General features: G+C 35.8%; 21 protein-coding genes. All 21 read left to right on the top strand.

Annotated elements, in window-relative coordinates; all coding sequences use genetic code 11:
* The first annotated feature begins 309 nt into the window (after positions 1–309).
* The 21 genes from DYE31_RS08220 to DYE31_RS08120 all read left to right on the top strand — a co-directional run bounded on the left by DYE31_RS08220 (position 310) and on the right by DYE31_RS08120 (position 24,864).
* A complete protein-coding gene (locus tag DYE31_RS08220; protein WP_015900098.1) occupies positions 310–684 on the top strand; it encodes an Asp23/Gls24 family envelope stress response protein in 375 nt (124 codons plus the stop codon).
* 12 nt (positions 685–696) lie between these two features.
* A complete protein-coding gene (gene fakA, locus DYE31_RS08215; protein WP_015900099.1) occupies positions 697–2,340 on the top strand; it encodes a fatty acid kinase catalytic subunit FakA in 1,644 nt (547 codons plus the stop codon).
* Positions 2,341–2,540: 200 nt separating this feature from the next.
* Positions 2,541–3,206: an L-serine ammonia-lyase, iron-sulfur-dependent subunit beta gene (gene sdaAB, locus DYE31_RS08210; RefSeq protein WP_015900100.1), complete on the top strand. Its 666-nt coding sequence runs from the start codon at positions 2,541–2,543 to the stop codon at positions 3,204–3,206.
* 15 nt (positions 3,207–3,221) lie between these two features.
* On the top strand, positions 3,222–4,091 hold the full coding sequence (gene sdaAA / locus DYE31_RS08205; RefSeq protein WP_015900101.1) for an L-serine ammonia-lyase, iron-sulfur-dependent, subunit alpha: 870 nt from the start codon (positions 3,222–3,224) through the stop codon (positions 4,089–4,091).
* A 1-nt stretch (position 4,092) separates the two neighbouring features.
* Positions 4,093–6,150: an ATP-dependent DNA helicase RecG gene (gene recG / locus DYE31_RS08200; RefSeq protein WP_015900102.1), complete on the top strand. Its 2,058-nt coding sequence runs from the start codon at positions 4,093–4,095 to the stop codon at positions 6,148–6,150.
* A gap of 143 nt (positions 6,151–6,293) precedes the next feature.
* Positions 6,294–6,857 (top strand): transcription factor FapR, encoded by a 564-nt coding sequence (fapR, locus tag DYE31_RS08195; RefSeq protein ID WP_015900103.1) that lies wholly within the window; start codon positions 6,294–6,296, stop codon positions 6,855–6,857.
* A 1-nt stretch (position 6,858) separates the two neighbouring features.
* On the top strand, positions 6,859–7,845 hold the full coding sequence (gene plsX / locus DYE31_RS08190) for a phosphate acyltransferase PlsX (RefSeq protein ID WP_015900104.1): 987 nt from the start codon (positions 6,859–6,861) through the stop codon (positions 7,843–7,845).
* Positions 7,838–8,764, top strand: a complete 927-nt coding sequence (fabD, locus tag DYE31_RS08185; protein WP_015900105.1) for an ACP S-malonyltransferase — start codon at positions 7,838–7,840, stop codon at positions 8,762–8,764. Before plsX ends, fabD begins: the two co-directional genes overlap by 8 nt.
* Positions 8,757–9,494, top strand: coding sequence for a 3-oxoacyl-[acyl-carrier-protein] reductase (gene fabG, locus DYE31_RS08180; protein WP_015900106.1), 738 nt, complete (start codon positions 8,757–8,759; stop codon positions 9,492–9,494). Before fabD ends, fabG begins: the two co-directional genes overlap by 8 nt.
* Before the next feature lie 134 nt (positions 9,495–9,628).
* Positions 9,629–9,862 (top strand): acyl carrier protein, encoded by a 234-nt coding sequence (locus DYE31_RS08175; protein ID WP_002480667.1) that lies wholly within the window; start codon positions 9,629–9,631, stop codon positions 9,860–9,862.
* A gap of 191 nt (positions 9,863–10,053) precedes the next feature.
* Complete coding sequence (gene rnc, locus DYE31_RS08170; protein WP_371860190.1) at positions 10,054–10,722, top strand: ribonuclease III; 669 nt, start codon at positions 10,054–10,056, stop codon at positions 10,720–10,722.
* Between the two features lie 42 nt (positions 10,723–10,764).
* On the top strand, positions 10,765–14,334 hold the full coding sequence (gene smc / locus DYE31_RS08165) for a chromosome segregation protein SMC (RefSeq protein WP_015900108.1): 3,570 nt from the start codon (positions 10,765–10,767) through the stop codon (positions 14,332–14,334).
* Positions 14,331–15,599: a signal recognition particle-docking protein FtsY gene (ftsY, locus tag DYE31_RS08160; protein WP_015900109.1), complete on the top strand. Its 1,269-nt coding sequence runs from the start codon at positions 14,331–14,333 to the stop codon at positions 15,597–15,599. Before smc ends, ftsY begins: the two co-directional genes overlap by 4 nt.
* Positions 15,586–15,918, top strand: coding sequence for a putative DNA-binding protein (locus DYE31_RS08155; RefSeq protein WP_015900110.1), 333 nt, complete (start codon positions 15,586–15,588; stop codon positions 15,916–15,918). Before ftsY ends, DYE31_RS08155 begins: the two co-directional genes overlap by 14 nt.
* Before the next feature lie 18 nt (positions 15,919–15,936).
* Positions 15,937–17,304: a signal recognition particle protein gene (gene ffh, locus DYE31_RS08150; RefSeq protein WP_046099444.1), complete on the top strand. Its 1,368-nt coding sequence runs from the start codon at positions 15,937–15,939 to the stop codon at positions 17,302–17,304.
* A gap of 294 nt (positions 17,305–17,598) precedes the next feature.
* Positions 17,599–17,907, top strand: a complete 309-nt coding sequence (locus tag DYE31_RS08145) for a YxeA family protein (RefSeq protein WP_015900113.1) — start codon at positions 17,599–17,601, stop codon at positions 17,905–17,907.
* 254 nt (positions 17,908–18,161) lie between these two features.
* Positions 18,162–18,440, top strand: a complete 279-nt coding sequence (gene rpsP, locus DYE31_RS08140; RefSeq protein WP_015900114.1) for a 30S ribosomal protein S16 — start codon at positions 18,162–18,164, stop codon at positions 18,438–18,440.
* A 109-nt stretch (positions 18,441–18,549) separates the two neighbouring features.
* On the top strand, positions 18,550–19,050 hold the full coding sequence (gene rimM, locus DYE31_RS08135; protein ID WP_046099443.1) for a ribosome maturation factor RimM: 501 nt from the start codon (positions 18,550–18,552) through the stop codon (positions 19,048–19,050).
* A gap of 1 nt (position 19,051) precedes the next feature.
* Positions 19,052–19,789, top strand: a complete 738-nt coding sequence (gene trmD / locus DYE31_RS08130; protein ID WP_015900116.1) for a tRNA (guanosine(37)-N1)-methyltransferase TrmD — start codon at positions 19,052–19,054, stop codon at positions 19,787–19,789.
* 103 nt (positions 19,790–19,892) lie between these two features.
* Positions 19,893–20,243 (top strand): 50S ribosomal protein L19, encoded by a 351-nt coding sequence (gene rplS, locus DYE31_RS08125; RefSeq protein WP_015900117.1) that lies wholly within the window; start codon positions 19,893–19,895, stop codon positions 20,241–20,243.
* A gap of 466 nt (positions 20,244–20,709) precedes the next feature.
* Positions 20,710–24,864 (top strand): YSIRK-type signal peptide-containing protein, encoded by a 4,155-nt coding sequence (locus tag DYE31_RS08120; RefSeq protein WP_142744906.1) that lies wholly within the window; start codon positions 20,710–20,712, stop codon positions 24,862–24,864.
* Positions 24,865–24,945 lie beyond the last annotated feature (81 nt).

Below are 24,945 nucleotides of genomic sequence, written 5' to 3'. Positions count from 1 at the left end.
AACACACTGACTTATGATATACTTTGTAAATTTAACACATTTTAAGCGGAATAGCAATAAAAAAATGTAGCATTCGAAAATGTTTTCGGTTATTCTATACAAAGTAGAAAGTATGATATAATTCTTAAATGTGTATGTATGCGTTTTATATACGCTGCATCTATGAAAAGATAAAGAAATATAGGGTTTGCCAAACTCTCCGACATATTAAATAAAGGCATAGAAACTTAATTCATTATATAATAATAGTAATGATTGTAAGCCTTTATCCAACAGCTTACCATACCTATTTTAAGGAGGAACAAAAAAATGACATTAGAAATTAACAATGAATACGGCAATATTGATGTTTCGAATGAAGTGATTGCTTCAGTAGTAGGCGGTAAAGCCGTAGAATGTTATGGTATTGTCGGAATGGCATCTAGACATCAAGTCAGAGACGGCATTGCTGAAATTTTAGGCCAAGAGAATTATGCACGCGGAATCGTTGTGCGTTCTAATGAATCAGCAATCGATGTTGATATGTATATTATTGTAAGTTATGGAACTAAAATTTCTGAAGTTGCTAATAATGTGCAATCAACAGTTAAATATACTTTGGAAAAAACTTTGAATTTAAAAGTGAATTCTATAAATATCTATGTACAAGGTGTACGAATTAATAATCATGGCAAGAAACATTAGGAGGAACACACAATGATCAGCAGAATAGATGGTAAATTATTTGCCGACATGGTAGTACAAGGGGCACAAAATTTATCTAATAATGCAGAAATCGTGAATTCATTAAATGTCTATCCTGTTCCAGATGGCGACACAGGGACGAACATGAATTTAACAATGACTTCAGGGAGAGAAGAGGTCGAACAAAATGCATCTAAAAATATCGGCGCTTTAGGGAAAACTTTTTCTAAAGGCCTATTAATGGGTGCACGCGGTAATTCAGGCGTTATCTTATCACAAATCTTCAGAGGATTTTGTAAAAATATCGAAGACGCTGAAACAATCGATGCTAAAACTTTTGCAGAAAGTTTTGAAGCGGGTGTAGATACAGCGTATAAAGCAGTCATGAAACCAGTAGAAGGGACAATTCTGACTGTTGCACGTGAATCAGCTGCTGCTGGTATCGAAAGCGCAAAAAATACTGAAGATTGCTTAGAAGTATTATCAGCAATTATTGAAAAAGGTGAAATCGCACTTGAAAATACACCTAATCAACTTCCAGTATTGAAAGAAGTAGGCGTGGTTGATAGCGGCGGTAAAGGTTTATTATGTGTCTATGAAGGCTTCTTGAAAGCTATGAAAGGTGAAAAAGTTGAAACAACAGCACCTAAATTAGATACAGAATCATTTGTAAATGACGATCATGATTTTCATGGTGTCATTAACACTGAAGATATCGTTTACGGCTATTGCACAGAAATGATGGTGCGCTTTGGTAAAGATAAGAAACCTTTCGATGAAAAAGAATTCCGCGAAGATATGGCGCAATTCGGTGATTCTCTATTAGTTATTAATGACGATGAGATTGTAAAAGTGCATGTACACTCTGAACATCCTGGCGATGTATTCAATTATGGTCAACAGTATGGTGAATTAATCAAACTTAAAGTTGAAAATATGCGAGAACAGCATCGTAATGTTGTTAATAAAGAGAAAGCAAACGAAGGAAAAGCTGAACCAGTTGAAACAGCAATTATTGCAATTTCAATGGGTGACGGTATTTCTGAAATCTTCAAATCAATGGGTGCCACTTCTATTATTAACGGCGGCCAAACAATGAATCCATCTACGAATGATATTGTGAAAGCAATTGAAGAATCTGGAGTTAAAAAAGCAATTATCTTGCCGAATAACAAAAATATTCAAATGGCGAGTGATCAAGCAGCTGAAATTGTTGAGGCTGAAACTGTAGTAATTCCAACAAAATGGATTCCTCAAGGTATCGGTGCATTGTTCCAATATCTTCCTGATGCTTCATTAGAAGATAATAAAAACACAATGACAGAAGCAATTGAGGATGTACAATCAGGTGCAATTACAAATGCAGTACGTAATACAACAATTGATGGCATTGATATAAAAGAAGGCGAATTTATGGGGCTTAAAGAAGGCAAGATTGTAGTAAGCAATCCGACTCAATTAGAAGCTTCTAAAGTATTGCTTTCAAAAATGGTTCAAGACGATAGTGAAATTGTTACAATTTTAACAGGTGAGGATGCAGAATCTGAAACTACTGAAGCATTGACAGAATGGTTGGAAGCTGAATATCCTGATGTTGAAATAGATGAACAAGTAGGTTCTCAACCTATTTATCCGTATTTATTCTCAGTTGAGTAATAGTGGATCAGGTTAATAATATGAGAAGTAAAATTCACTTGGGGCAAAAAACACCCTAAGTGGATTTTTCTGTGTGTAATGGTTTTATTTTAATTTTTATAATCTTGAAAAGTACAAATAATAAAATAATTGGTTTAAAGATACAAGCATTATAATGTTTTGAATTTTTGCAATAATCAAATAATTAAAGAGGAGTTAATATGAAATTTAAAAGTGTGTTCGAAATTATTGGTCCTACAATGGTCGGTCCTTCTTCTTCGCATACAGCAGGTGCTGTGAGAATTGGTCTTGTAGCGAGAGCATTGTTTGGAGAACTTCCAGAACAAGTTGATATTTATTTATACGGTTCTTTTATGGAAACGTATCGTGGACATGGTACTGATGTAGCGTTAGTTGGTGGATTACTGGGTTATGATGCAGACGATAATCGTATTATAACGAGCTTAAAAACTGCTGAAAATAAAGGGATGAAGATAGATTTTATAGAAATGTCTGAGGAAAAACCTAATCCAAATACTGCTGTTTTATATTTACAAACAAAACAAAAATCACTTTCGATAGAAGGTGTTTCAATTGGTGGCGGTAAGATTGAGATTACTGCAATTAATGATTTTCCGATTAGTGTAAGCGGAGACTATCCTGCTTTACTTGTCTTCCATCAAGATACCTTTGGAACTATCGCAAGAGTTACAAATATTCTTTTGAATGAAAGTATTAATGTAGGTGCAATGCAGGTAAATCGTAAGGAAAAAGGGGATTCGGCACTGATGATGTGTGAATTGGATGAAAAGCCTCCGATTACAATTTTAGAAGAAATGCGACAAATTGATGGTGTGACAGACGTTTACTTGATGGAAGATGCATAAAGCGGGAGGAATAAAATGTTTAAATCAGTAGAAGAACTTGTACGAAAATGCGAACTTGAACATAAAGCGATACATGAAATTATGTTAGAACAAGAAATGGAAGTAACAGGCATGTCAGCAGAAGATGTTTATGCTGGAATGAGCCACCATTTTCAAACTATGGAAGATGCATTAGATAAAGGATTGAACGGCGTGACTTCAGCTACAGGTTTGACAGGAGGAGATGCTGTATTAATCCGTAAATATCTAGAAAGCGGACAAGCCTTGTCAGGACCAATACTATTAGATGCAGTAAGTAAAGCAGTGGCGACCAATGAAGTCAATGCAGCGATGGGGAAAATTTGTGCAACTCCTACTGCAGGTTCAGCAGGGGTTGTACCGGGAGTCCTTTTTGCAATTAGACAACGTTTCAATCCGACAAAAATAGAAATGCTGAACTTTCTTTTGACAGCCGGAGCCTTCGGATTTGTGATAGCAAATAATGCATCTATTTCAGGTGCAGCAGGGGGATGTCAAGCAGAAGTAGGGTCAGCTGCAGCTATGGCAGCAGCTGCAACAGTCGAAATGGCTGGCGGTACACCGCAGCAGTCAGCTGAAGCTTTTGCAATTTGTATGAAAAATATGCTAGGTTTAGTATGTGACCCAGTAGCGGGACTGGTAGAAGTGCCTTGCGTAAAGCGTAATGCAGCAGGTGCTTCAAATGCAATTGTGTCAGCAGATATGGCACTTGCAGGTGTAGCTTCGCGTATTCCTACAGACGAAGTAATAGATGCGATGTATCGAATCGGAAAAACGATGCCTTCAGCACTTCGAGAAACGGGACGCGGAGGCTTAGCTGGCACACCAACCGGCCAACGCTTAAAACAAAAAATATTTGGTGATTAACATGTCTAAAGTAAATCTCATTGATCAACCCTATGCGTTAGAACAGATTAAAGGGCTAGGACCTAAACGCATTGCAGTGTTAAATGAATTAAATATATATAATGTAGAAGATTTAGTACTCTATCTGCCAGTTCGCTATGAGGATAATAGTATCGTAGACTTGAATGAAGCAGAAGATCAATCCACCGTGACAGTGACCGGCGAAGTTTATTCTACGCCCACTGTCGCTTTTTTTGGTAGAAACCGTTCTAAAGTAACAGTGCATCTTATGATTAACAATATTGCGGTTAAAGCCGTCTTTTTCAATCAACCTTATCTTAAAAAGAAAATTAATTTACATGATCATGTAACAGTAAAAGGTAAATGGAACCGTGCAAAGCAAGAAATAAACGGCATGCGTATGTTTACAACGGGTTCAGAAGATCTACAAAATGCTGATGGAGAACAATTAGACCCGGTATACCGTATCAAAGAAGGCATTAAACAAAAGACGATGCGAGATATTATCCGTAAAGTATTGGATGATATTGAAATTCGAGAATGGCTATCTGATGATTTACGTGAAAAATATAAACTAGAATCACTGGCTACTACAATTCGTGCATTGCATTATGCAGATAACAAAAAAGAATTACTAAAAGCACGCAGAACTTATGCATTTACAGAACTTTTCTTATTTGAATTGCGAATGCAATGGTTGAATAGATTAGAAAAAGCTAGTGATGAAGCTATAGAGATTAACTATGACCTGGCAGAAGTTAAAAAGTTTATTGATGACCTTCCTTTTGAACTGACTGATGCCCAAAAGCATAGTGTAAACGAAATCTTCAGGGACTTAAAAGCACCTCTTCGTATGCATCGACTATTACAAGGTGATGTAGGCTCAGGAAAAACAGTTGTCGCAGCTCTTTGTATGTTTGCATTGAAAACAGCAGGCTATCAATCTGCATTGATGGTACCGACAGAAATATTAGCCGAACAACATGCAGAAAGTTTAACAGAACTTTTCGGAGATAGAATGAATGTAGCGTTACTGACAGGCTCAGTTAAAGGTAAAAAACGCAAGTTGTTATTAGAACAACTGGAAAATGGTACGATTGATTGTCTGATTGGTACACATGCTTTAATTCAAGATGATGTTTCATTCCAAAATGTTGGCCTGGTTATTACAGATGAGCAGCACCGCTTCGGTGTTAACCAAAGACAAGCCTTGCGTGAAAAAGGTGCGATGACAAATGTGTTGTTTATGACAGCAACCCCGATTCCAAGAACATTAGCAATTTCGGTATTTGGAGAAATGGATGTTTCTTCTATTAAACAACTGCCAAAAGGACGGAAACCGATTAAAACGATGTGGGCGAAACATGAACAATATGATACTGTATTGAATCAAATGACTTCAGAGTTAGAAAAAGGCCGCCAAGCATATGTTATTTGTCCTTTAATTGAGAGCTCTGAACATCTGGAAGACGTTCAAAATGTTGTTGCACTATATGAATCGCTAGAAGAACACTACGGAGCAGGACGTGTCGGTTTATTGCATGGTAAAATGCCTGCAGATGAAAAAGATGACGTCATGCAGCGTTTCAATCGACATGAGATTGATATTTTAGTGTCTACGACAGTCGTTGAAGTAGGTGTGAATGTTCCGAATGCAACATTCATGATTATTTATGATGCCGATCGTTTCGGCTTGTCTACACTGCACCAACTGCGTGGTCGTGTCGGTCGTAGTGATCATCAAAGTTATTGTGTGCTTATTGCTTCACCTAAAACAGAAACTGGCATAGAGCGTATGAACATTATGACACAGACAACAGACGGGTTTGAATTGAGTGAGCGAGACTTAGAAATGCGCGGTCCAGGCGATTTCTTCGGTGTAAAACAAAGCGGTCTTCCTGATTTCTTAGTAGCGAATATTGTTGAAGATTATCGTATGTTAGAAGTGGCGAGAGATGAAGCGGGTGAACTTATTCAATCCGGTAAATTTTTTACAGATGAGTATGAAGTATTGCGCAACTTCGTTGAAGAAAACTTATTGCATACAAGTTTTGATTAATGTTTAAATGACACATCGTACATTTTTAGTTAAACTATTTTTAACACATGTATGATGTGTTTTTTGTTGAGCATTTTAAAAAGAAAATGATATGATATGAAGGTAGTCTTAAGACTTGGTACTAAAAAGAAAGGGGCAGAGAAATGAAATTAAAAAAACAAGCAAGACGTGATGCTATCAAGGAACAATTACAACAAAACCCCTTTATGACTGACAATGAATTGAGTGACATGTTTTCAGTAAGTATCCAAACAATTCGATTAGATCGAACTTACTTGAAAATCCCAGAATTAAGAAAACGTATTAAATCTGTAGCAGAACATAATTACAAACATATCCGTGCAATTGAAGGTAATGAAATTATCAGTGACTTGATTCGGGTAGAACCGAATGTAACTGCTGAATCATTGATTTATATCACAGAAGACTCAGTATTTACACGAAATGATATTGCCCGCGGCCATATTTTGTTTGCACAAGCTAACTCTTTGTGTGTAGCTTTGATTCAAAAGAATATGGTGCTGACACGCGATAGCCAAGTGAGCTTTTTGAGACAAGTCAAATTGCATGATACTGTGCATGCTTTTGCACAAGTGACAGATTTCGGCAAAAAGTATATTACTGTGGCGGTATCGTCCTATGTGAAAGATAAATGCGTATTTAAAGGTACATTCAAAATGTATTATTATAGCGAGGAGGAATCATGATATGGTGACATTAGCCATTGACATGATGGGTGGAGATGACGCACCTGGTATCGTATTAGAAGCGGTAGAGAAAGCGTTGAATGACTTCCCTGATTTACATATTATATTATTCGGAGATGAAAAGCAGTGCAATATTAAACATTCACGCTTAGAATTCCGTCATTGTACAGAAGAAATTGAAATGACTGACGAACCTGTTCGTGCTATCAAACGTAAAAAAGACAGTTCTATGGTAAGAGCAGCACAAGCTGTTAAAGATGGAGAAGCATCAGGGTGTGTTTCTGCAGGAAATACGGGTGCTTTAATGTCTGCAGGTCTATTTATCGTAGGTCGTATCAAAGGTGTAGCACGCCCTGCATTAGTAGTTACTTTACCGACCGTTTCAGGAAAAGGATTTACATTCTTGGATGTTGGAGCAAATGCGGATGCTAAACCGGAACATTTATTGCAATATGCACAATTAGGAAATATTTATGCTGAAAAAATCCGAGGTATCGGTGCGCCTAAAGTTGCATTATTGAACATCGGAACTGAACCGAAAAAAGGTAACAGTTTGACTAAAGAAGCATATCAGTTAATGAGCGAAGATACTTCATTCCATTTCTCAGGAAATGTTGAAGCTAAAACATTGATGGATGATGCAGCAGATGTAGTCGTAACTGATGGATTTACTGGTAATATGGTACTGAAAAACTTAGAAGGTACTGCAAAATCAATCGGTAAAATGTTCAAATCTACATTGTTAAGCAGTGTTAAAAATAAATTAGCTGCACTTATCTTGAAAAAAGATTTGAATGAAGTCATGAAGAAAATGGATTATGCTGAGTACGGCGGTTCTGTTTTACTTGGATTAGACGGTAATGTAGTAAAAGCGCACGGCGGTTCAAATGCCAGAGCCTTTTATTCAGCAATTCGCCAAGCTAAAATGGCTGGTGAAGAACATATAGTTGAAATCATGAGAGAAACGGTAGGTGAACATAATGGGTAAGACAGCCATTATTTTTCCAGGACAAGGTGCACAAAAAGTCGGCATGGCAAAAGATTTATATGAAGTTGATACACAAGCAACTGAAATTTTAAATCAAGCACAGAATGCGGTAGATTTTGATTTGCTTGAAACAATGTTTACAGACGAAGAAGGTAAATTAGGCGAAACAGAAAATACACAACCGGCATTGCTGACACATAGTATCGCTTTATTGAATGCTTTGAACAATGTGGAAGCTGATTATACAATGGGTCACAGCTTAGGTGAATATTCAAGTTTAGTTGCTGCAGAAGTACTTTCTTTTGAAGATGCGGTTAAAATCGTTCGCAAAAGAGGCGAATTGATGGCACAAGCATTCCCAAGCGGTGTTGGAAGTATGGCAGCAGTATTAGGTTTAGATTATGATGAAGTCGCAGAAATTTGTGAAAAACTTTCTGAAGAAGGCTCTATCATTGAACCTGCAAATATTAATTCTCCAGGACAAATTGTTGTTTCAGGACATAAGACAGCGATTGATCGTATTGTCGAACAAGGAAAATCATTAGGTGCAAAACGTGTCTTGCCGTTAAATGTATCTGGACCTTTCCACTCATCTATGATGCAAGTGATTGAAAAAGATTTTGAAGATTATATTAATCAATTTGAATGGCATGACGCAAAAATTCCAGTAGTACAAAATTACCACGCTGAAGCGGAAACAGATGCTGAGGTTATTAAACAAAATATGGTGAAACAACTTTACTCACCAGTTCAATTTATCAAATCAACAGAATGGTTAATCGATCAAGGTGTTGACCACTTTATCGAAATCGGACCAGGAAAAGTTTTATCTGGTTTAATCAAGAAAATCAACAGAGATATTAAATTAACTTCGATTCAAACACTCGAAGACGTTAAAGGATGGAATGAAAATGAGTAAAAGTGCATTAGTAACAGGAGCTTCTAGAGGAATTGGACGCAGCATTGCCTTGCAATTGGCAGATGAAGGTTACAACGTAGCTGTTAACTATGCAGGCAACAAAGAAAAAGCTGAAGCGGTTGTAGAAGAAATCAAAGGCAAAGGTGTCGAAGCTTTTGCTATTCAAGCTAACGTTGCAAATCCAGATGAAGTCAAAGATATGATTCAAGAGGTTGTTTCTCAATTCGGTTCATTGGATGTACTTGTCAATAATGCAGGTATCACACGCGATAATTTATTAATGCGTATGAAAGAACAAGAATGGGATGACGTTATTGATACAAACCTAAAAGGTGTCTTCAACTGTATTCAAAAAGCAACACGTCAAATGATGAAACAACGCAGCGGCGCAATCATCAATTTAACAAGTGTTGTAGGTGCAGTGGGTAACCCAGGACAAGCCAACTATGTTGCAACAAAAGCTGGCGTTATCGGTTTAACAAAAACTGCTGCTCGTGAACTTGCTTCACGCGGCATCACTGTCAATGCAGTAGCACCTGGATTTATCGTTTCAGATATGACAGATGCTTTAAGCGATGAGCTTAAAGACCAAATGAAATCACAAATTCCGTTAGGCCGTTTCGGTGAAGATACAGATATTGCGAATACAGTTGCTTTCTTAGCTTCTGATAAAGCAAAATATATCACTGGACAAACTATCCATGTAAACGGCGGAATGTTCATGGAATAATCCCCATTTAAATCTGTACAAATCGATATAAGTAGTGCGATTACACTAATTTATAGTCAAACCTACTTGTATTCTTGATAATAAAATGGGAAAATAATAGAGTCGTAAAGGCTTGTTAAAGGAGGTGAATCGACGTGGAAAACTTCGATAAAGTTAAAGATATCATCGTTGACCGTTTAGGTGTAGATGCTGACAAAGTAACTGAAGACGCATCTTTCAAAGATGATTTAGGCGCTGACTCACTTGATATCGCTGAATTAGTAATGGAATTAGAAGACGAATTTGGTACTGAAATTCCTGATGAAGAAGCTGAAAAAATCAATACAGTTGGTGACGCAGTTAATTTCATCAACAACCTTGAAAAATAATGAAAATATTATCTGAGTCGTCTATCTTAGCGACTCAGATTTTTCTTTTGTTTTACGGAAAATTCACGTAAAATGAGTAACATAGACAGCGTATGAATACGTATTTTGTTAGAAATAAAGGAGGTCTTTTTTTGACCAATCACAAGAAAGAAGCATTATTACAGAATTTCAATAAAAAATTTGCAGATAAAATGCATATGTTGAAACTGAATTATGATCACTTGCCGCTTTATCAACAAGCATTTTCCCATTCTAGTTTTATAAATGATTTCAATATGGATCGTCTAGCCCACAATGAGCGTTTGGAATTTCTCGGAGATGCAGTATTAGAATTGACGGTTTCACGCTATTTATTCGATAAGTATCCGGAATTACCAGAAGGCAACTTAACAAAGATGCGCGCGACAATTGTATGTGAACCCTCACTTGTAATATTTGCGAATAAAATCCAGTTGAATGAACTGATTTTGCTAGGAAAAGGCGAAGAAAAAACAGGAGGCCGTACAAGACCTTCACTTGTATCTGATGCATTTGAAGCATTTGTAGGTGCTTTATATTTAGATCAAGGTCTAGATGCAGTATGGCAGTTCTCAGAAGAAGTGATATTCCCGCATGTAGAAGATGATGAATTGATGGGCGTAGTAGATTTTAAAACACAATTCCAAGAATTGATTCACCGACTCAGCAAAGGTAATGTTACGTATCGTTTAATTGATGAACAAGGTCCTGCACACCATCGTTTATTTACTTCAGAGGTATTATTGGAAGGCGAACCTGTCGCAAAAGGTCAAGGCAGAACGAAAAAAGAATCTGAACAAAAAGCGGCTGAAAAAGCTTATAACGATATGAAAAAGAAATAAGTAATATACTGTTATAACAGTAATAAGGAGAAAGAGTATAGCATGGTTTATTTAAAATCAATCAATGCGTTCGGTTTTAAATCATTTGCAGAACAAACTGAGGTGAACTTCGACCAAGGTGTCACTGCAATCGTTGGTCCGAACGGCAGTGGAAAGAGTAATGTTACCGATGCGATAAAATGGGTGCTGGGTGAACAATCAGCCAAATCTTTACGCGGTTCTAAAATGGAAGATATTATTTTTTCTGGTGCAGAACATCGTAAGGCACAAAATTATGCTGAAGTACGTTTGAAATTAGATAATCATGCACATCAATTGAATATTGATGAAGATGAAATTATCGTCACGCGCAGATTATATCGAAGCGGTGATAGTGCGTACTATTTGAATAATGATCGAGCACGTTTGAAAGATATTATTGAACTCTTTTTGGATTCTGGATTAGGGAAAGAAGCATTCAGTATTATTTCACAAGGACGTGTGGATGAAATCTTAAATGCCAAACCCGCTGACAGACGTCAAATTATTGAAGAATCAGCAGGCGTTTTAAAATATAAAAAACGAAAAGCAGCTTCTGTTCAAAAATTAGATCAGACTGAAGAAAATCTCACACGTGTTGAAGATATTCTTTATGATTTAGAAGGTCGAGTAGAACCGTTGAGAGAAGAAGCGGCTATCGCAAAAGAATATCAGCATCTTTCTCAAGAAATGAAAAAGAGTGATGTACTTGTTACAGTGCATGATATTAATGATTATCAAGAAGCAATTCGTAATGCAGATGAACAGTTGAATATATTAAAAAGCAAACAAGCACAAAAAGAAGCAGACAAGACTTCTTATTCTAAAACACTGAGTAAATATAAAGCTGAGCTGAATCAGAAAAATGACGACATCGAACGATTGAATTATGAATTGGTACAGACAACAGAAGCGGCTGAAAAATTAGCAGGTCAATTAAATGTATTAGAAGAACGCAAGAAAAACCAATCTCAAACGAATGCCCGTTATGAAGAAGAGCAATCTGCTTTAGAAGCGCAACTTGAAGAAATTAAAGCAGAACGTCAAAAAATGGAAACTGCCCAAAATGACTTAATGCATAAGCAAAAAGCATTAACAGGAGAAATTAAAGCATTAGAAGACAAGTTATACATCAGTGATGCAGATCATGATGAAGAACTTGAAGAAATTAAAAACCAATATTATGACATCATGTCTGAACAATCTGAGGTAAATAATGATATTCGATTCTTAGAGCGAACGATTGAAGAAAATGAAGCTAAACAATCCAGATTAGATAGTCGATTGCTGGAAGCTTTTAATCAACTCAAAACGATTCAATCTGAAGTAACGGACATTGAAAAGAAACAGCAAGTACGTCAGCAAAACTTGAAAAGTTTAGAAGCAGAACTTCAAACATGTGAATCAAAATTGACAGAAGCTAAAAATAAGCAAAGTGAAGATGAAGAAAAACTTTATCAAGCGTATCGTTATAATGACCAGTTAAAAGCTAAAATTGAAAGTTTATCCAGTAGAGAAGAAGACTATACTTACTTCTTTAATGGCGTCAAACATGTCTTGAAAGCCAAAGATAAAGAATTGCCTGGCATTCATGGAGCGGTTGCTGAAGTCATTGATGTGCCATCTGATTTGACGACTGCAATAGAGACAGCACTTGGTGCTTCGTTGCAACATGTTATTGTGGATAGTGAAAAAGATGGAAGACAAGCGATTCAATATTTAAAACAAAACCATTTAGGAAGAGCGACGTTCTTACCTTTGAATGTGATTCAAGCGAGACATCTGAATCATGACATTCAAACTACTGCTGAACAGGCAGAAGGCTATATCGGAATCGGCGCAGAACTAGTGCAAACAAAACCGCAATACAGTAATGTTGTAGCTAATTTATTAGGTAATACAATTATTGTTGATGATTTAAAGCATGCGAATGAACTGGCACGTGCGATACGTTATCGTACACGCATTGTGACACTTGAAGGCGACATCGTAAATCCAGGCGGTTCCATGACTGGTGGAGGGCAGCGTCAAACTAAAAGTATTCTCGCTCAGCGAGATGAACTTGCACAGTTACGCAAGCAATTAAAGCAATTTCAACAACAAACCGCACAGTTTGAACAAAATGTGCAACAAGTGAAAGAAGCAGCCAATCAATATAGTGAAGAATATTTAGAAATCAGTCAGCGTTATAATGTTGAAAAACAGAGTGTACATGATTTATCTTTAGAATTGGATCGATTAAAAACAAGCGAATCTCATATTAAGAGTGAACATGAAGAGTTTGAATTCGAAAAAAATGATGGTTACCAAAGTGAAAAAAGTCGTCAAACTTTAAAAGATAAAGAAGTCCAAAAGCAAGCATTAGCAGATAAATTAGCTGAATTAGAAAAGCAGATTGAAACACTGACACAACTTTCTAAAGAAGGTAAAGAAAGTTCTGCACAACTACAACAGCAATTGCATCAAAAAAAATCTGACTTGGCAGTGTTAAAAGAACGTACTAAAACAGGACGTGAACAACTCGAACGTTTGGATAAGCAACTAGAGCAAAATCAAATGCAGCAAGAAAAGTTAGCAGAAGATATTAAATTATTCAATTCAGATGAAGTGACAGGTCAAAAAGCATTTGAAACAATTCAAGCTGATATTGAAGTGAAAAAAGAAGAAAAAGAAGCACTCAGTCAACGCTTGTCATCGTTGAAAAAACAACGTCAAGAAATTAACGAAGAGATTGAGAAATACGATGCATTACTGCAAGAAGCACATCGCGATATCCTTTCTATCGAAAATAGTTATCAAGATATAAAAGCAGAACAATCTAAATTAGATGTCTTGATTGATCATGCTATGGATCATTTAAATGAAGATTATCACTTAACATTTGAAGCAGCACGTGAATTATATGATCAAGATGAGTCGATTGATGCATTGCGTAAAAAAGTGAAATTAACAAAAATGTCGATCGAAGAATTAGGTCCTGTCAACTTGAATGCGATTCAGCAATTTGAAGAAGTTAATGAACGTTATACATTCTTAGATGAACAACGTACTGATTTGCGCGATGCAAAAGCAACTTTAGAGCAAATCATTAAAGAAATGGATGAAGCGGTAATCGATCGCTTTAAGACAACTTTCCATGCTGTACAAGGTTATTTTACAGAAGTATTTAAATCACTTTTTGGCGGTGGACAAGCAGAATTGCGCTTAACTGATGATGATTATTTGACTGCTGGTGTAGATATTATTGTACAGCCGCCAGGTAAGAAGCTGCAGCACCTTTCATTATTAAGCGGCGGTGAGCGTGCGTTAAGTGCGATAGCATTATTATTTGCATTATTAAAAGTGCGTTCAGCACCATTTGTTATACTAGATGAAGTAGAAGCAGCATTAGACGAAGCTAATGTGATTCGTTATGCGAATTATTTGAAGCAATTATCTGAGAAGACACAATTTATTGTGATTACTCACAGAAAAGGGACAATGGAAGCAGCTGACAGATTATATGGTATTACCATGCAAGAATCAGGTGTTTCAAAACTTGTGAGTGTGAACTTAAATACGATAGATGAAGTATTGAAGGAGGAACAAGAATGAGCTTTTTTAAACGATTAAAGGACAAATTCTCTGGAAAATCATCCGATGAAGAAAAAGAACTTAAAGATTTAGACCAAGATGAAAAACAAGATTCTGAATCCTCGAAAGAAGATTCAAAACCTGAACCTAAGTCTACATTGCCAGAAGCCCAACCTAAAGAAGAGAAAAAAGAAGAAACGAAAGATGACTTTGAGTTTGATGACGGTTTAATTTCAATCGAAGAATTTGAAGAAATTGAATCCCAAAAACTAGGTGCGAAATTTAAACAAGGTTTAGAAAAATCTCGTGAAAATTTCCAAGAACAATTGAATAACCTGATTGCACGTTATCGTACAGTAGATGAGGATTTCTTTGAAGCTTTAGAAGAAATGCTGATTACAGCAGACGTAGGCTTCAATACAGTAATGGAATTAGTAGATGAATTACGTACAGAAGCACAACGCCGCAATATTAAAGAAACTTCTGATTTGAAAGAAGTCATTGTTGAAAAAATCGTTGAAATCTATGAACAAGATGATGATCATTCTGAAGTGATGAACCTTGAAGATGGACGTTTGAATGTCATTTTAATGGTGGGTGTGAATGGTGTCGGTAAAACAACAACAATCGGTAAATTAGCACACCGTTATAAAGCAGAAGGCAAAAAAGTAATGCTTGCAGCAGGAGATACTTTCCGTGCAGGTGCTATCAATCAATTAAAAGTTTGGGGCGAACGCGTGGGTGTTGATGTGGTCAGCCAAAGCGAAGGTTCAGACCCTGCAGCTGTTATGTATGATGCGATTAATGCGGCTAAACATAAAGATGTGGATATTCTAATTTGTGATACTGCTGGACGTTTGCAAAATAAAGCAAACTTAATGAATGAGTTAGAAAAAATGAAACATGTCATCGGTAAAGCAGTACCTGATGCACCACATGAAGTATTGCTATGCTTAGATGCCACTACTGGTCAAAATGCTTTATCTCAAGCACGCAGTTTTAAAGAGGTCACAAATGTGACTGGTATTGTCTTAACGAAATTAGATGGAACTGCTAAAGGTGGTATCGTCTTAGCGATTAGAAATGAATTGCGTATTCCTGTGAAATACGTTGGTCTTGGTGAAAAACTCGACGACTTGCAACCATTCAACCCAGAAAGCTATGTTTACGGCTTGTTTGCTGACATGATTGAAGAAACTGTCGATGAATATGAATATAAAGAAGAACATGGCGAACCAGTTGAACGTGCAGAAGACGGCGAGGCATCATCTCATGAGCAAAAATGATTTAGTTAAAACTTTGCGTATGAATTATTTATTTGATTTTTATCAAGCGTTGTTAACGAAAAAGCAGCGTAACTATTTAGAACTCTTCTATCTGCAAGATTACTCATTGAGTGAAATCGCTGATACATTTGATGTGAGTCGACAAGCAGTATATGATAACATAAGAAGAACTGGTGATTTAGTAGAAGATTATGAAACTAAATTAGAGCTGTATTCAAAATTTGAACAGCGCCGTGAAATTTATAATCAAATGAAAGCATCTATTGAAGACCCGGATGCATTGAAACGATATATTGAAGAACTAGAAGAATTAGAATAAGAAGGAGGTCACTTGGGTATGGCATTTGAAGGATTGTCCGATCGTTTACAAGCGACCATGCAAAAAATCCGAGGTAAAGGTAAAGTGACTGAAGCGGATATTAAAGCAATGATGCGTGAAGTGCGTCTTGCATTGTTAGAAGCCGACGTTAACTTTAAAGTTGTAAAATCTTTTATCAAAACGGTTTCTGAACGTGCTTTAGGTTCAGATGTAATGCAATCTTTGACACCTGGCCAACAGGTTATCAAAATTGTCCAAGATGAATTAACACAATTAATGGGTGGCGAGAATTCCACTATTAATATGGCAAATAAACCACCTACAGTTGTCATGATGGTTGGTTTACAAGGTGCAGGTAAAACAACTACTGCAGGTAAGCTTGCACTTTTAATGAGAAAAAAATACAATAAAAAACCATTGCTTGTAGCAGCCGATATTTATCGTCCAGCTGCAATCGACCAATTGGAAACTGTTGGTAAACAATTAAATCTTCCTGTATATAGTGAAGGTGACCAAGTTAAGCCGCAACAAATTGTAGAAAATGCATTGAAATATGCTAAAGAAGAACATTTAGACTTCGTTATCATTGATACCGCTGGTCGTCTGCATATTGATGAAGCATTGATGAGTGAATTAACTGAGGTCAAAGAAATTTCAAAACCAGATGAAATTATGTTGGTTGTCGATGCAATGACAGGTCAAGATGCAGTGAATGTAGCACAATCATTTGATGATCAATTAGATGTAACAGGTGTAACATTAACTAAACTTGATGGTGATACACGTGGTGGTGCTGCGTTATCTATCCGTTCTGTAACTGACAAGCCTATTAAATTTGTTGGTATGAGTGAAAAAATGGATGGATTAGAATTGTTCCATCCAGAACGTATGGCTTCTCGTATTTTAGGTATGGGCGATGTACTCAGCTTAATTGAAAAAGCGCAACAAGATGTTGATGAATCTAAAGCTAAAGATTTAGAGAAAAAAATGCGTACATCTTCGCTTACATTAGATGATTTCTTAGAACAATTGGATCAAGTGAAAAATTTAGGACCATTGGATGAAATCATGAAAATGATTCCTGGTATGAACAAAATGAAAGGAATGGATAAGCTGAATATGAGCGATAAACAAATCGATCATATCAAAGCGATTATCCAATCAATGACTTTAGCTGAACGTAATAATCCGGATATTCTAAATGTATCTCGTAAAAAGCGTATCGCTAAAGGTTCAGGACGTTCATTACAAGAAGTGAACCGTTTAATGAAACAATTTAATGATATGAAGAAAATGATGAAACAATTCTCTGGTGGCGGTAAAGGCAAAAAAGGCAAACGCAGTCAGATGGAAAATATGTTAAAAGGTATGAATTTACCGTTTTAATATTGGAAAGTCAGAGTATGAAGCTCTGGCTTTTTTATTTATCGGATTAATATCAGAAAATTCTGTATTTTTAAAAGGGGTTATGGCATAATTAAGAAAAGGTAAATAAGCGTTTGTTTAATTTGTATCAGAAACCAGTGATTTTGAGCAGACAAATTCATAAGAATACATTTTAAATAAGCGTGTCATAACATTTTCAATATTGTGATACAGCAGTCATCTACAAACTATTTCCATTTTGCGTAACAATTATTAAAACAACTAAGTTTAAACATCATGAAGGGGTTGTGCCAAATGAAAAAAACACTACTTGCAGTTATAATGACGGTCGTATGTGTAGTCATCATCTTTGCCTTTGTTAGAAATGAATTTGTTGATAGATTTAATCCTTTTTTAGAAACAGAACATTCATATGCAAAGGTTGAAAAAGGGACGCAATATTATGAAAAAGTAACAGCTTACGATAAATCTGGTAAAAAGCTATCTTATAAATTATCTTTTAATGGCTTTGATCCAGAACAAGAATATGTAGATATCATACACAAAGGTAAGTATGTGAGTGAAATTCATTATATAAAATCACTGCCAAAAGATATAAATTAATTTCACATTAAGAACAAATATAGAGTTTCAATGTGTAAACATGTAAGTATTGAGGAATTGATAAAATTTTGATGGTAATCTCAATTTAACAAAATACCCTAAAAAATATATGTATAGCGGTGGAATTAAGGTAGATACTTCAGAATAGAACGAATTTTAAATGGTAAAGAAAAAACTCTTTACAAAATTCGAACTAACTGTTATTATTATTCCTTGTAGAAAAGAAAACAAATATTTAAAGGAGAGAATTAAACATGGCAGTTAAAATTCGTTTAACACGTTTAGGTTCAAAAAGAAATCCATTCTACCGTATCGTAGTAGCAGACGCACGTTCACCACGTGATGGTCGTATTATCGAACAAATCGGTACTTACAATCCAGTAGACAACTCTGGTGAAAACAAAGTAACAATCGACGAAGAATTAGCACTTAAATGGTTGAAAGACGGTGCGAAACCAACTGATACAGTTCACAATATCTTATCAAGAGAAGGTATTTTGAAAACTTTCGACGAACAACGTCATTCTAAGTAATAAGTTGCTTAAGATATATAACCCTGAGACAATATAGTTGTTTCAGGGTTTGTTATTAGGCATTAAAGTATTATATACAATCAGAGACCGTAATGGAGGCAGAAAATATATGAAAGTTGAAGTCGGTAAAATTGTGAATACGCATGGAATTAAAGGTGAAGTGCGCGTAAAATCTAATTCTGATTTTACAGATGTACGTTTTCAACCTGGTGAGATCTTAACAGTAAAGCATGATGGTAAAGAAACTGAATTAACAGTTGCATCTTATCGTATGCACAAAGGATTTCATATGCTGACATTTGAAGGTATCCATAATATCAATGATATCGAACACTTTAAAGGTGATGTGTTGACACAAGAACGTGATCATGCGGACATCGAGTTGGATGAACATGAATTTTATTATTCAGATATTATCGGCTGTACTGTCTTCGAAGGTGATACACCTATCGGCCGTGTAAAGGAAATATTTGAAACTGGTGCGAATGATGTATGGGTTGTCAAAGGCGACAAAGAATATATGATTCCATATATTGCTGATGTTGTTAAAGAGGTAGATGTTGAAGGACGACGCATTCAAATTACGCCATTGGAAGGAATGTTAGATTAAAATGAAAATTGATTATTTAACACTATTTCCAGAAATGTTTGATGGTGTGTTGAATCATTCTATTTTAAAGCGAGCTCAAGATAAAGAGATTATTCAAGTCAACACGGTCAACTTCCGCGATTATTCTATTAACAAGCATAATCAAGTAGATGATTACCCATTTGGCGGAGGTCAAGGTATGGTGTTGAAACCAGAACCTGTCTTTAATGCAATGAAAGATCTTGAAACTAGCGAAGCAACTCGTGTTATTTTGATGTGTCCTCAAGGAAAGCCGTTTTCACAAGAGATTGCACAGGATTTAAGTTCTGCAGAACATATTGTATTTATTTGCGGACATTATGAAGGTTATGATGAGCGTATCAGAGAACATTTGGTAACAGATGAAATATCGATTGGCGATTATGTTTTAACAGGCGGAGAATTACCAGCGATGACAATGACAGATGCGATTGTCCGTTTGATTCCAGGGGTACTTGGCAACGAACAATCTCACCAAGATGATTCTTTTTCTGATGGCTTGTTAGAGTTCCCGCAATATACGAGACCACGAGAATTTGAAGGTATGAATGTTCCTGATGTATTATTATCAGGAAATCATGCAAAGATTGATGCATGGCGCCATGAGCAGAAATTGATTCGTACTTTTGTAAAAAGACCAGACTTGTTAGCGAAATATCCGTTAACTACAGAAGATGAAAAAATACTAGAAAACTACAAAAAGCAATTGAAAACAAAATAGCAGTGTGCTAATATAGTTGAAGTGTGCTAAGCACGAAAATCACTATGATCCGCTGCTATTTTGTTGTCAAGGCAAGAACATAGGTTAGAGGAGAGAATAAATAATGAGTAATCACAAATTAATCGAAGCAGTAACTAAATCACAATTACGCACAGACTTACCTACATTCCGTCCAGGTGACACTGTACGTGTACACGTACGTATCGTTGAAGGTACACGTGAACGTATCCAAGTATTTGAAGGTGTTGTAATTAAACGCCACGGTGGCGGAATTTCAGAAACTTTCACTGTACGTAAGATTTCTTCAGGTGTTGGTGTGGAACGTACATTCCCATTACACACTCCTAAAATTGAAAAAATCGAAGTTAAACGTCGCGGTAAAGTTAGACGTGCTAAACTTTACTACTTACGTAACTTACGTGGTAAAGCTGCTAGAATTAAAGAAATTCGTTAATTTTAGACAAATAGACATGCGAGAAGATCGGGCTGTCCCAATGATGGGGCAGTCTTTTTTTATTTCAAAAATCGGTAAAATATCTAAAAAAGAAAGATTAAGCAAAGACGACTATCGAAAACAAAATAGCGATTTAAAAGTTTAGTCTATTACAGCAATACTTCAATCCTTCTATAAATAGCGTTCTAAATACAAATATCTAATTTTAAATTCTAAATGGGCCATAAAACTGCTCAGACGAACTTTAAGTAACCATAATAGATACATTTGTATGAATAGTTGTAGAAGATACAATTTTATATATCAAATTTATTTTAATTGCATATTACATATAAAAGCAGGTAACGATTTTCAGTAATTTATATAAAATGATTAAATGTATATAAGAGATGTATCATATACAATTCCGCTAGGTAATATTATAATATTAATAGATATCAAATTTACCTATATTGGGGGATATCGAATGAAAAAGCTGGATTTTTTACCTAATTTAAAGAACAAATATTCTATTAGAAAATTTACTGTCGGAACAGCTTCGATTTTATTAGGATCACTTTTGTTCTTAGGTCAGAATGATGCTCAAGCAGCAGAAGAAACAAGTGAGAAAGCAGTTGCTGAAGTTGCAAATGATTCAACAGAAGGACAAACTTTCCCGCAACCCGAAAATGAAATAACACAAGAAACGCCGCCTCAATTAACAAAAGAAAATGAAAATAGCACACTCGAAAATAATATAAATGATGTCAAATCAGAAAATGATTTGAAATTAAACAAAGAAGTTCCAGAAACGTCAACGTCTACAACTGAAACTAAACAAGGAATTGAAAATGTACCTGCACTAAATGAAGAACAAAAAGAATCAAATGTAAAGCCAACTAGTGAACAACAAAATGGGATCGATACAAACCAACAGCCCACAGCAGAGGCAGTTGAATCTGAAGCCAACAATCCACCTGTATTAGCAACAGAAAGTAACTCGAAGCATAATGAAGATACAGATAATTCTGCAGAAAGTTTAACTACTGAACAAAAGGTAGAAAAAGTTAAAGCAGAACTCATTACTCAACACGATAATTCAGAAATCGATCAATCATTAGCTGTCATTGATACAGATGGATTAACGAGTGAAGAAATTAAGGCTGAAGTGGTTAAATTATTATTTAATCGTGAAACTGCTGAAAAAGACTTATATAAACCTCAAGCAACCTTACCTAGAAAAGAAGACGAAAGTCCTAAATTTGCAGTTCGTGCAGTACCAAAGGATAAAAGTGAATTAGAAAAAGCAATAACTGATGGTCAAAACATTACAAACTTAGATCCGAATAAGCAAATCGATCAAAATTTAATTGATGCATTAGCAGAAGCAAAAAATGTAGATAATGATTTGAATGCGGATCAACAAGCAACTGATGATAGCAAGAATAAATTGAACACGGCTATTCAAGAAAAATTAAGACAAGATGCTGTGGAAAAATTAATTGCAGTTGCAGAAAGAGGATCAAAGTTAGAAGAAGCAGAGTACTATACACCAAAAACTGCACAAAACCTTAAAGATTTAGTGGATAAATATAATGCATTAGTTGTAGCTTCTACATCTAATGATCCAGTAGAACGTGTGAGACATAGTATTCAAGAAATTGAAGAAGCAGTTAAAGAAATCAATGATGGAATCGATCAATTAGAACGTAAACCTGATAAAACAGAACTTGAAGCAGCACTTGATAAAGCAGTTGCTTTTGATAACTTAGATATGAATGATCCTGAAGATAAAGCGGTTGATGATGCATTAAAAGCAGGACAAGATGTAGAGGGCGATTTAAATGCTACAACTGCACAAGTCGAAAAGGTATCTAAAGATTTAAACGATGCATTAGATGCAAAAGCCAAACAAGATGCTCTAGATGCTGCCGCTAAGGATAAACAAGCAGCATTTGATGAGTTAAATAAAGCGGTTGATGCAGCACAAAAAATTGAACAAGCAGAATTTACACCAGAATCTGTTAAACCATTAGAAACAGCAAAAGAAGCGGGGAAACAACTAGCAGCAGATAATGCAGCTACTCCAGAACAATTAAAAGGTGCTACAAAACTTATTCAAGATGCGATTAATCAACTTGTAACGGATAAATCAGAATTAACGAAGCAAATTGAAGCGGCACAAGCTTTAGAACCATTAAATAATTCAGCTACAGATCAAATACTGAAAAACACACTAGATGCTGCAATTGCAGTTAAAAATGACCCTAATGCAAATCCACAAGCAATTAAAGAAGCAACTTGGAATCTTGAAGATGAAATCAATAATAAGATTGCAGCTGATGCGATTGAGGCATTGAGAACGGCTGTAAATAAAGTAAATGCTGCAGATGAGCCAGCATATACTCCTAATAGTTTTGCACCTTTAAAAGTAGCTGCTGTTGAAGGGCAAAGTATTTTAGATGATCCATCGTCTGCAAGTTTGCCAGAGACAATTGCCAAAGCAAAAGAAATTAATCAATTTATTGATGGATTAAAAGAAAAGGCAGATAAAACAGAACTTGAAAAAGCGCTTGATGCTGCAGTCGCATTCGATAATTTAGACATGAATGATCCTGAAGACAAAGCGGTTGATGACGCATTGAAAGCTGGACAAAATGTAGAAGGCGATTTAAATGCAACACCTGAGCAAGTGAAAAAAGCAGCTGATGTTTTAAACGAAGCACTTGATGCTAAAAAAGCACAAGATGCCAAAGATACTGATGCAAAAACAAAGCAAGCTGCATTAGATGAATTGAATAAAGCGATCGAAGCAGCAAAAGCAGTCACTAAATCAGATTATACACCAAATACAGTAACTCCTTTAGAAAAAGCTGTAAAAGCAGGAGAAACAGCCAAAGCAGATACAAATAAGACCCCAGAAGAGTTGAAACAGGCTGCCAAAGCAATCAATGATGCCAAAGATGCTTTAAAAGCAAAAGCAGATAAAACAGAACTTGAAAAAGCGCTTGATAAAGCAGTAGCATTCGATGATTTAGATTTGAATGATCCTGAAGACAAAGCGGTTGATGACGCATTGAAAGCAGGACAAGAAGTAGAAGGCGATTTAAATGCAACACCTGAGCAAGTGAAACAAGCAGCAGATGTTTTAAACGAAGCACTTGATGCTAAGAAAGCACAAGATGCCAAAGATGCTGATGAAAAAGCTAAACAAGATGCTAAAGATGTTGATGAAAAAACAAAGCAAGCTGCATTAGATGAATTGAATAAAGCGATCGAAGCAGCAAAAGCGGTTAATAAAGCAGATTACACACCGAATACAGTGACACCTTTAGATAATGCTGTAAAAGCAGGAGTAACAGCCAAAGCAGATACAAATAAGACGCCGGAAGAGTTGAAACAAGCTGCCAAAGCAATCAATGATGCCAAAGATGCATTGAAAGCAAAAGCAGAGCAAGATACCAAAGATGCTGCAGAGAAAGTAAATCAAGAAAATAAAGTTGATAAAACAGAACTCAGCAAATCAATAGCAAAAGCAGAAAGCATCAATTTCTTTGATCCGGGAGACAAAGAAGATGCAGCGGTGTTAGATGCGTTGTCAAATGCTAAAGAAGTTGAAGCAGATACTAATGCTTTGCAATCAGATGTTGATAAAACAAAAGATGTTTTAGAGAAAGCACTTAGTGCAAAAGCAGAGCAAGATGCCAAAGATGCTGCAGAGAAAGTGGAACAAGATAATAAAGTTGATAAAACAGAACTCAATAAATCAATAGCAAAAGCAGAAAGCATCAATTTCTTTGATCCGGGAGACAAAGAAGATGCAGCGGTGTTAGATGCGTTGTCAAATGCTATTGAAGCAGCAGCTAATCCTAATATATCTCAGACTAAAGTAAATGAAACAGTAGCAGCATTAAATAGTGCAATTGCTACTAAAAATGCACAAGATACAAAAGATGCAGCTGAAGCGGCAAAAGTGAAACAAGAAGTGTTAGATACAGATGAAACTCAAGAAGAAATTATCGATGAAGAAATCATCCAACCAAACAATGAAGATCCAATCGTTGATGAAAAAGTTGACTCAACAGTTGTTGATGAACCAACAATTAAGCCAGTAGAAGAGAGACAAAAACCATCTGAAGTTTCAAAAGATAAATTAGCAGAATTGCAAAAAGTAATTACTATTGCGGAGAAAACTCATACTACTGAATACACACAACAATCTGTTGAAGCATTAGAAAAAGCTGTGAAAAACGGTAAGTCAATTGTTGAAAATTCAGATGGGTTTACGATAGAAGAGATTCAAAATGCACTTCAAACAATCGAAGATGCAATTCACAACTTAGAAGTGAAAGAGTCAACAACTATTCCGCCTGCTGAAAAAGTTGCAGAATCAAAATTAACATCAAATGTTGAAAACGTTGATAGCAATTCAACAGTTAAGTCTACTGTGAAACAAAATCACACAGTAACAAAAGAAGTAAATCATAAAGCGGAAAATAGTAAAGAAAAAGTATTACCTAAAACAGGAGAAAACTTAGCACCTGTACACCCAATATATGCTACATTAATGTTCGCTATCGGTGGATTAATGATGTTCTTCAGAAAAAGAAAAAATGAAGATAAAGATAGCACTGAAAAATAATTAAATATCTACACAAAATAGAGCCACGTCGATTGACGAGGCTCTATTTTTCGGGGCTACAGATCAATAATGTCCCATTCC

It is taken from the genome of Staphylococcus carnosus (assembly GCF_900458435.1).
In the GTDB taxonomy this organism is placed as follows: Bacteria; Bacillota; Bacilli; order Staphylococcales; family Staphylococcaceae; genus Staphylococcus; species Staphylococcus carnosus.
The sequence above is the reverse complement of the archived record's forward strand: the minus strand, read 5'-3'. Positions and strand labels throughout refer to the sequence as shown.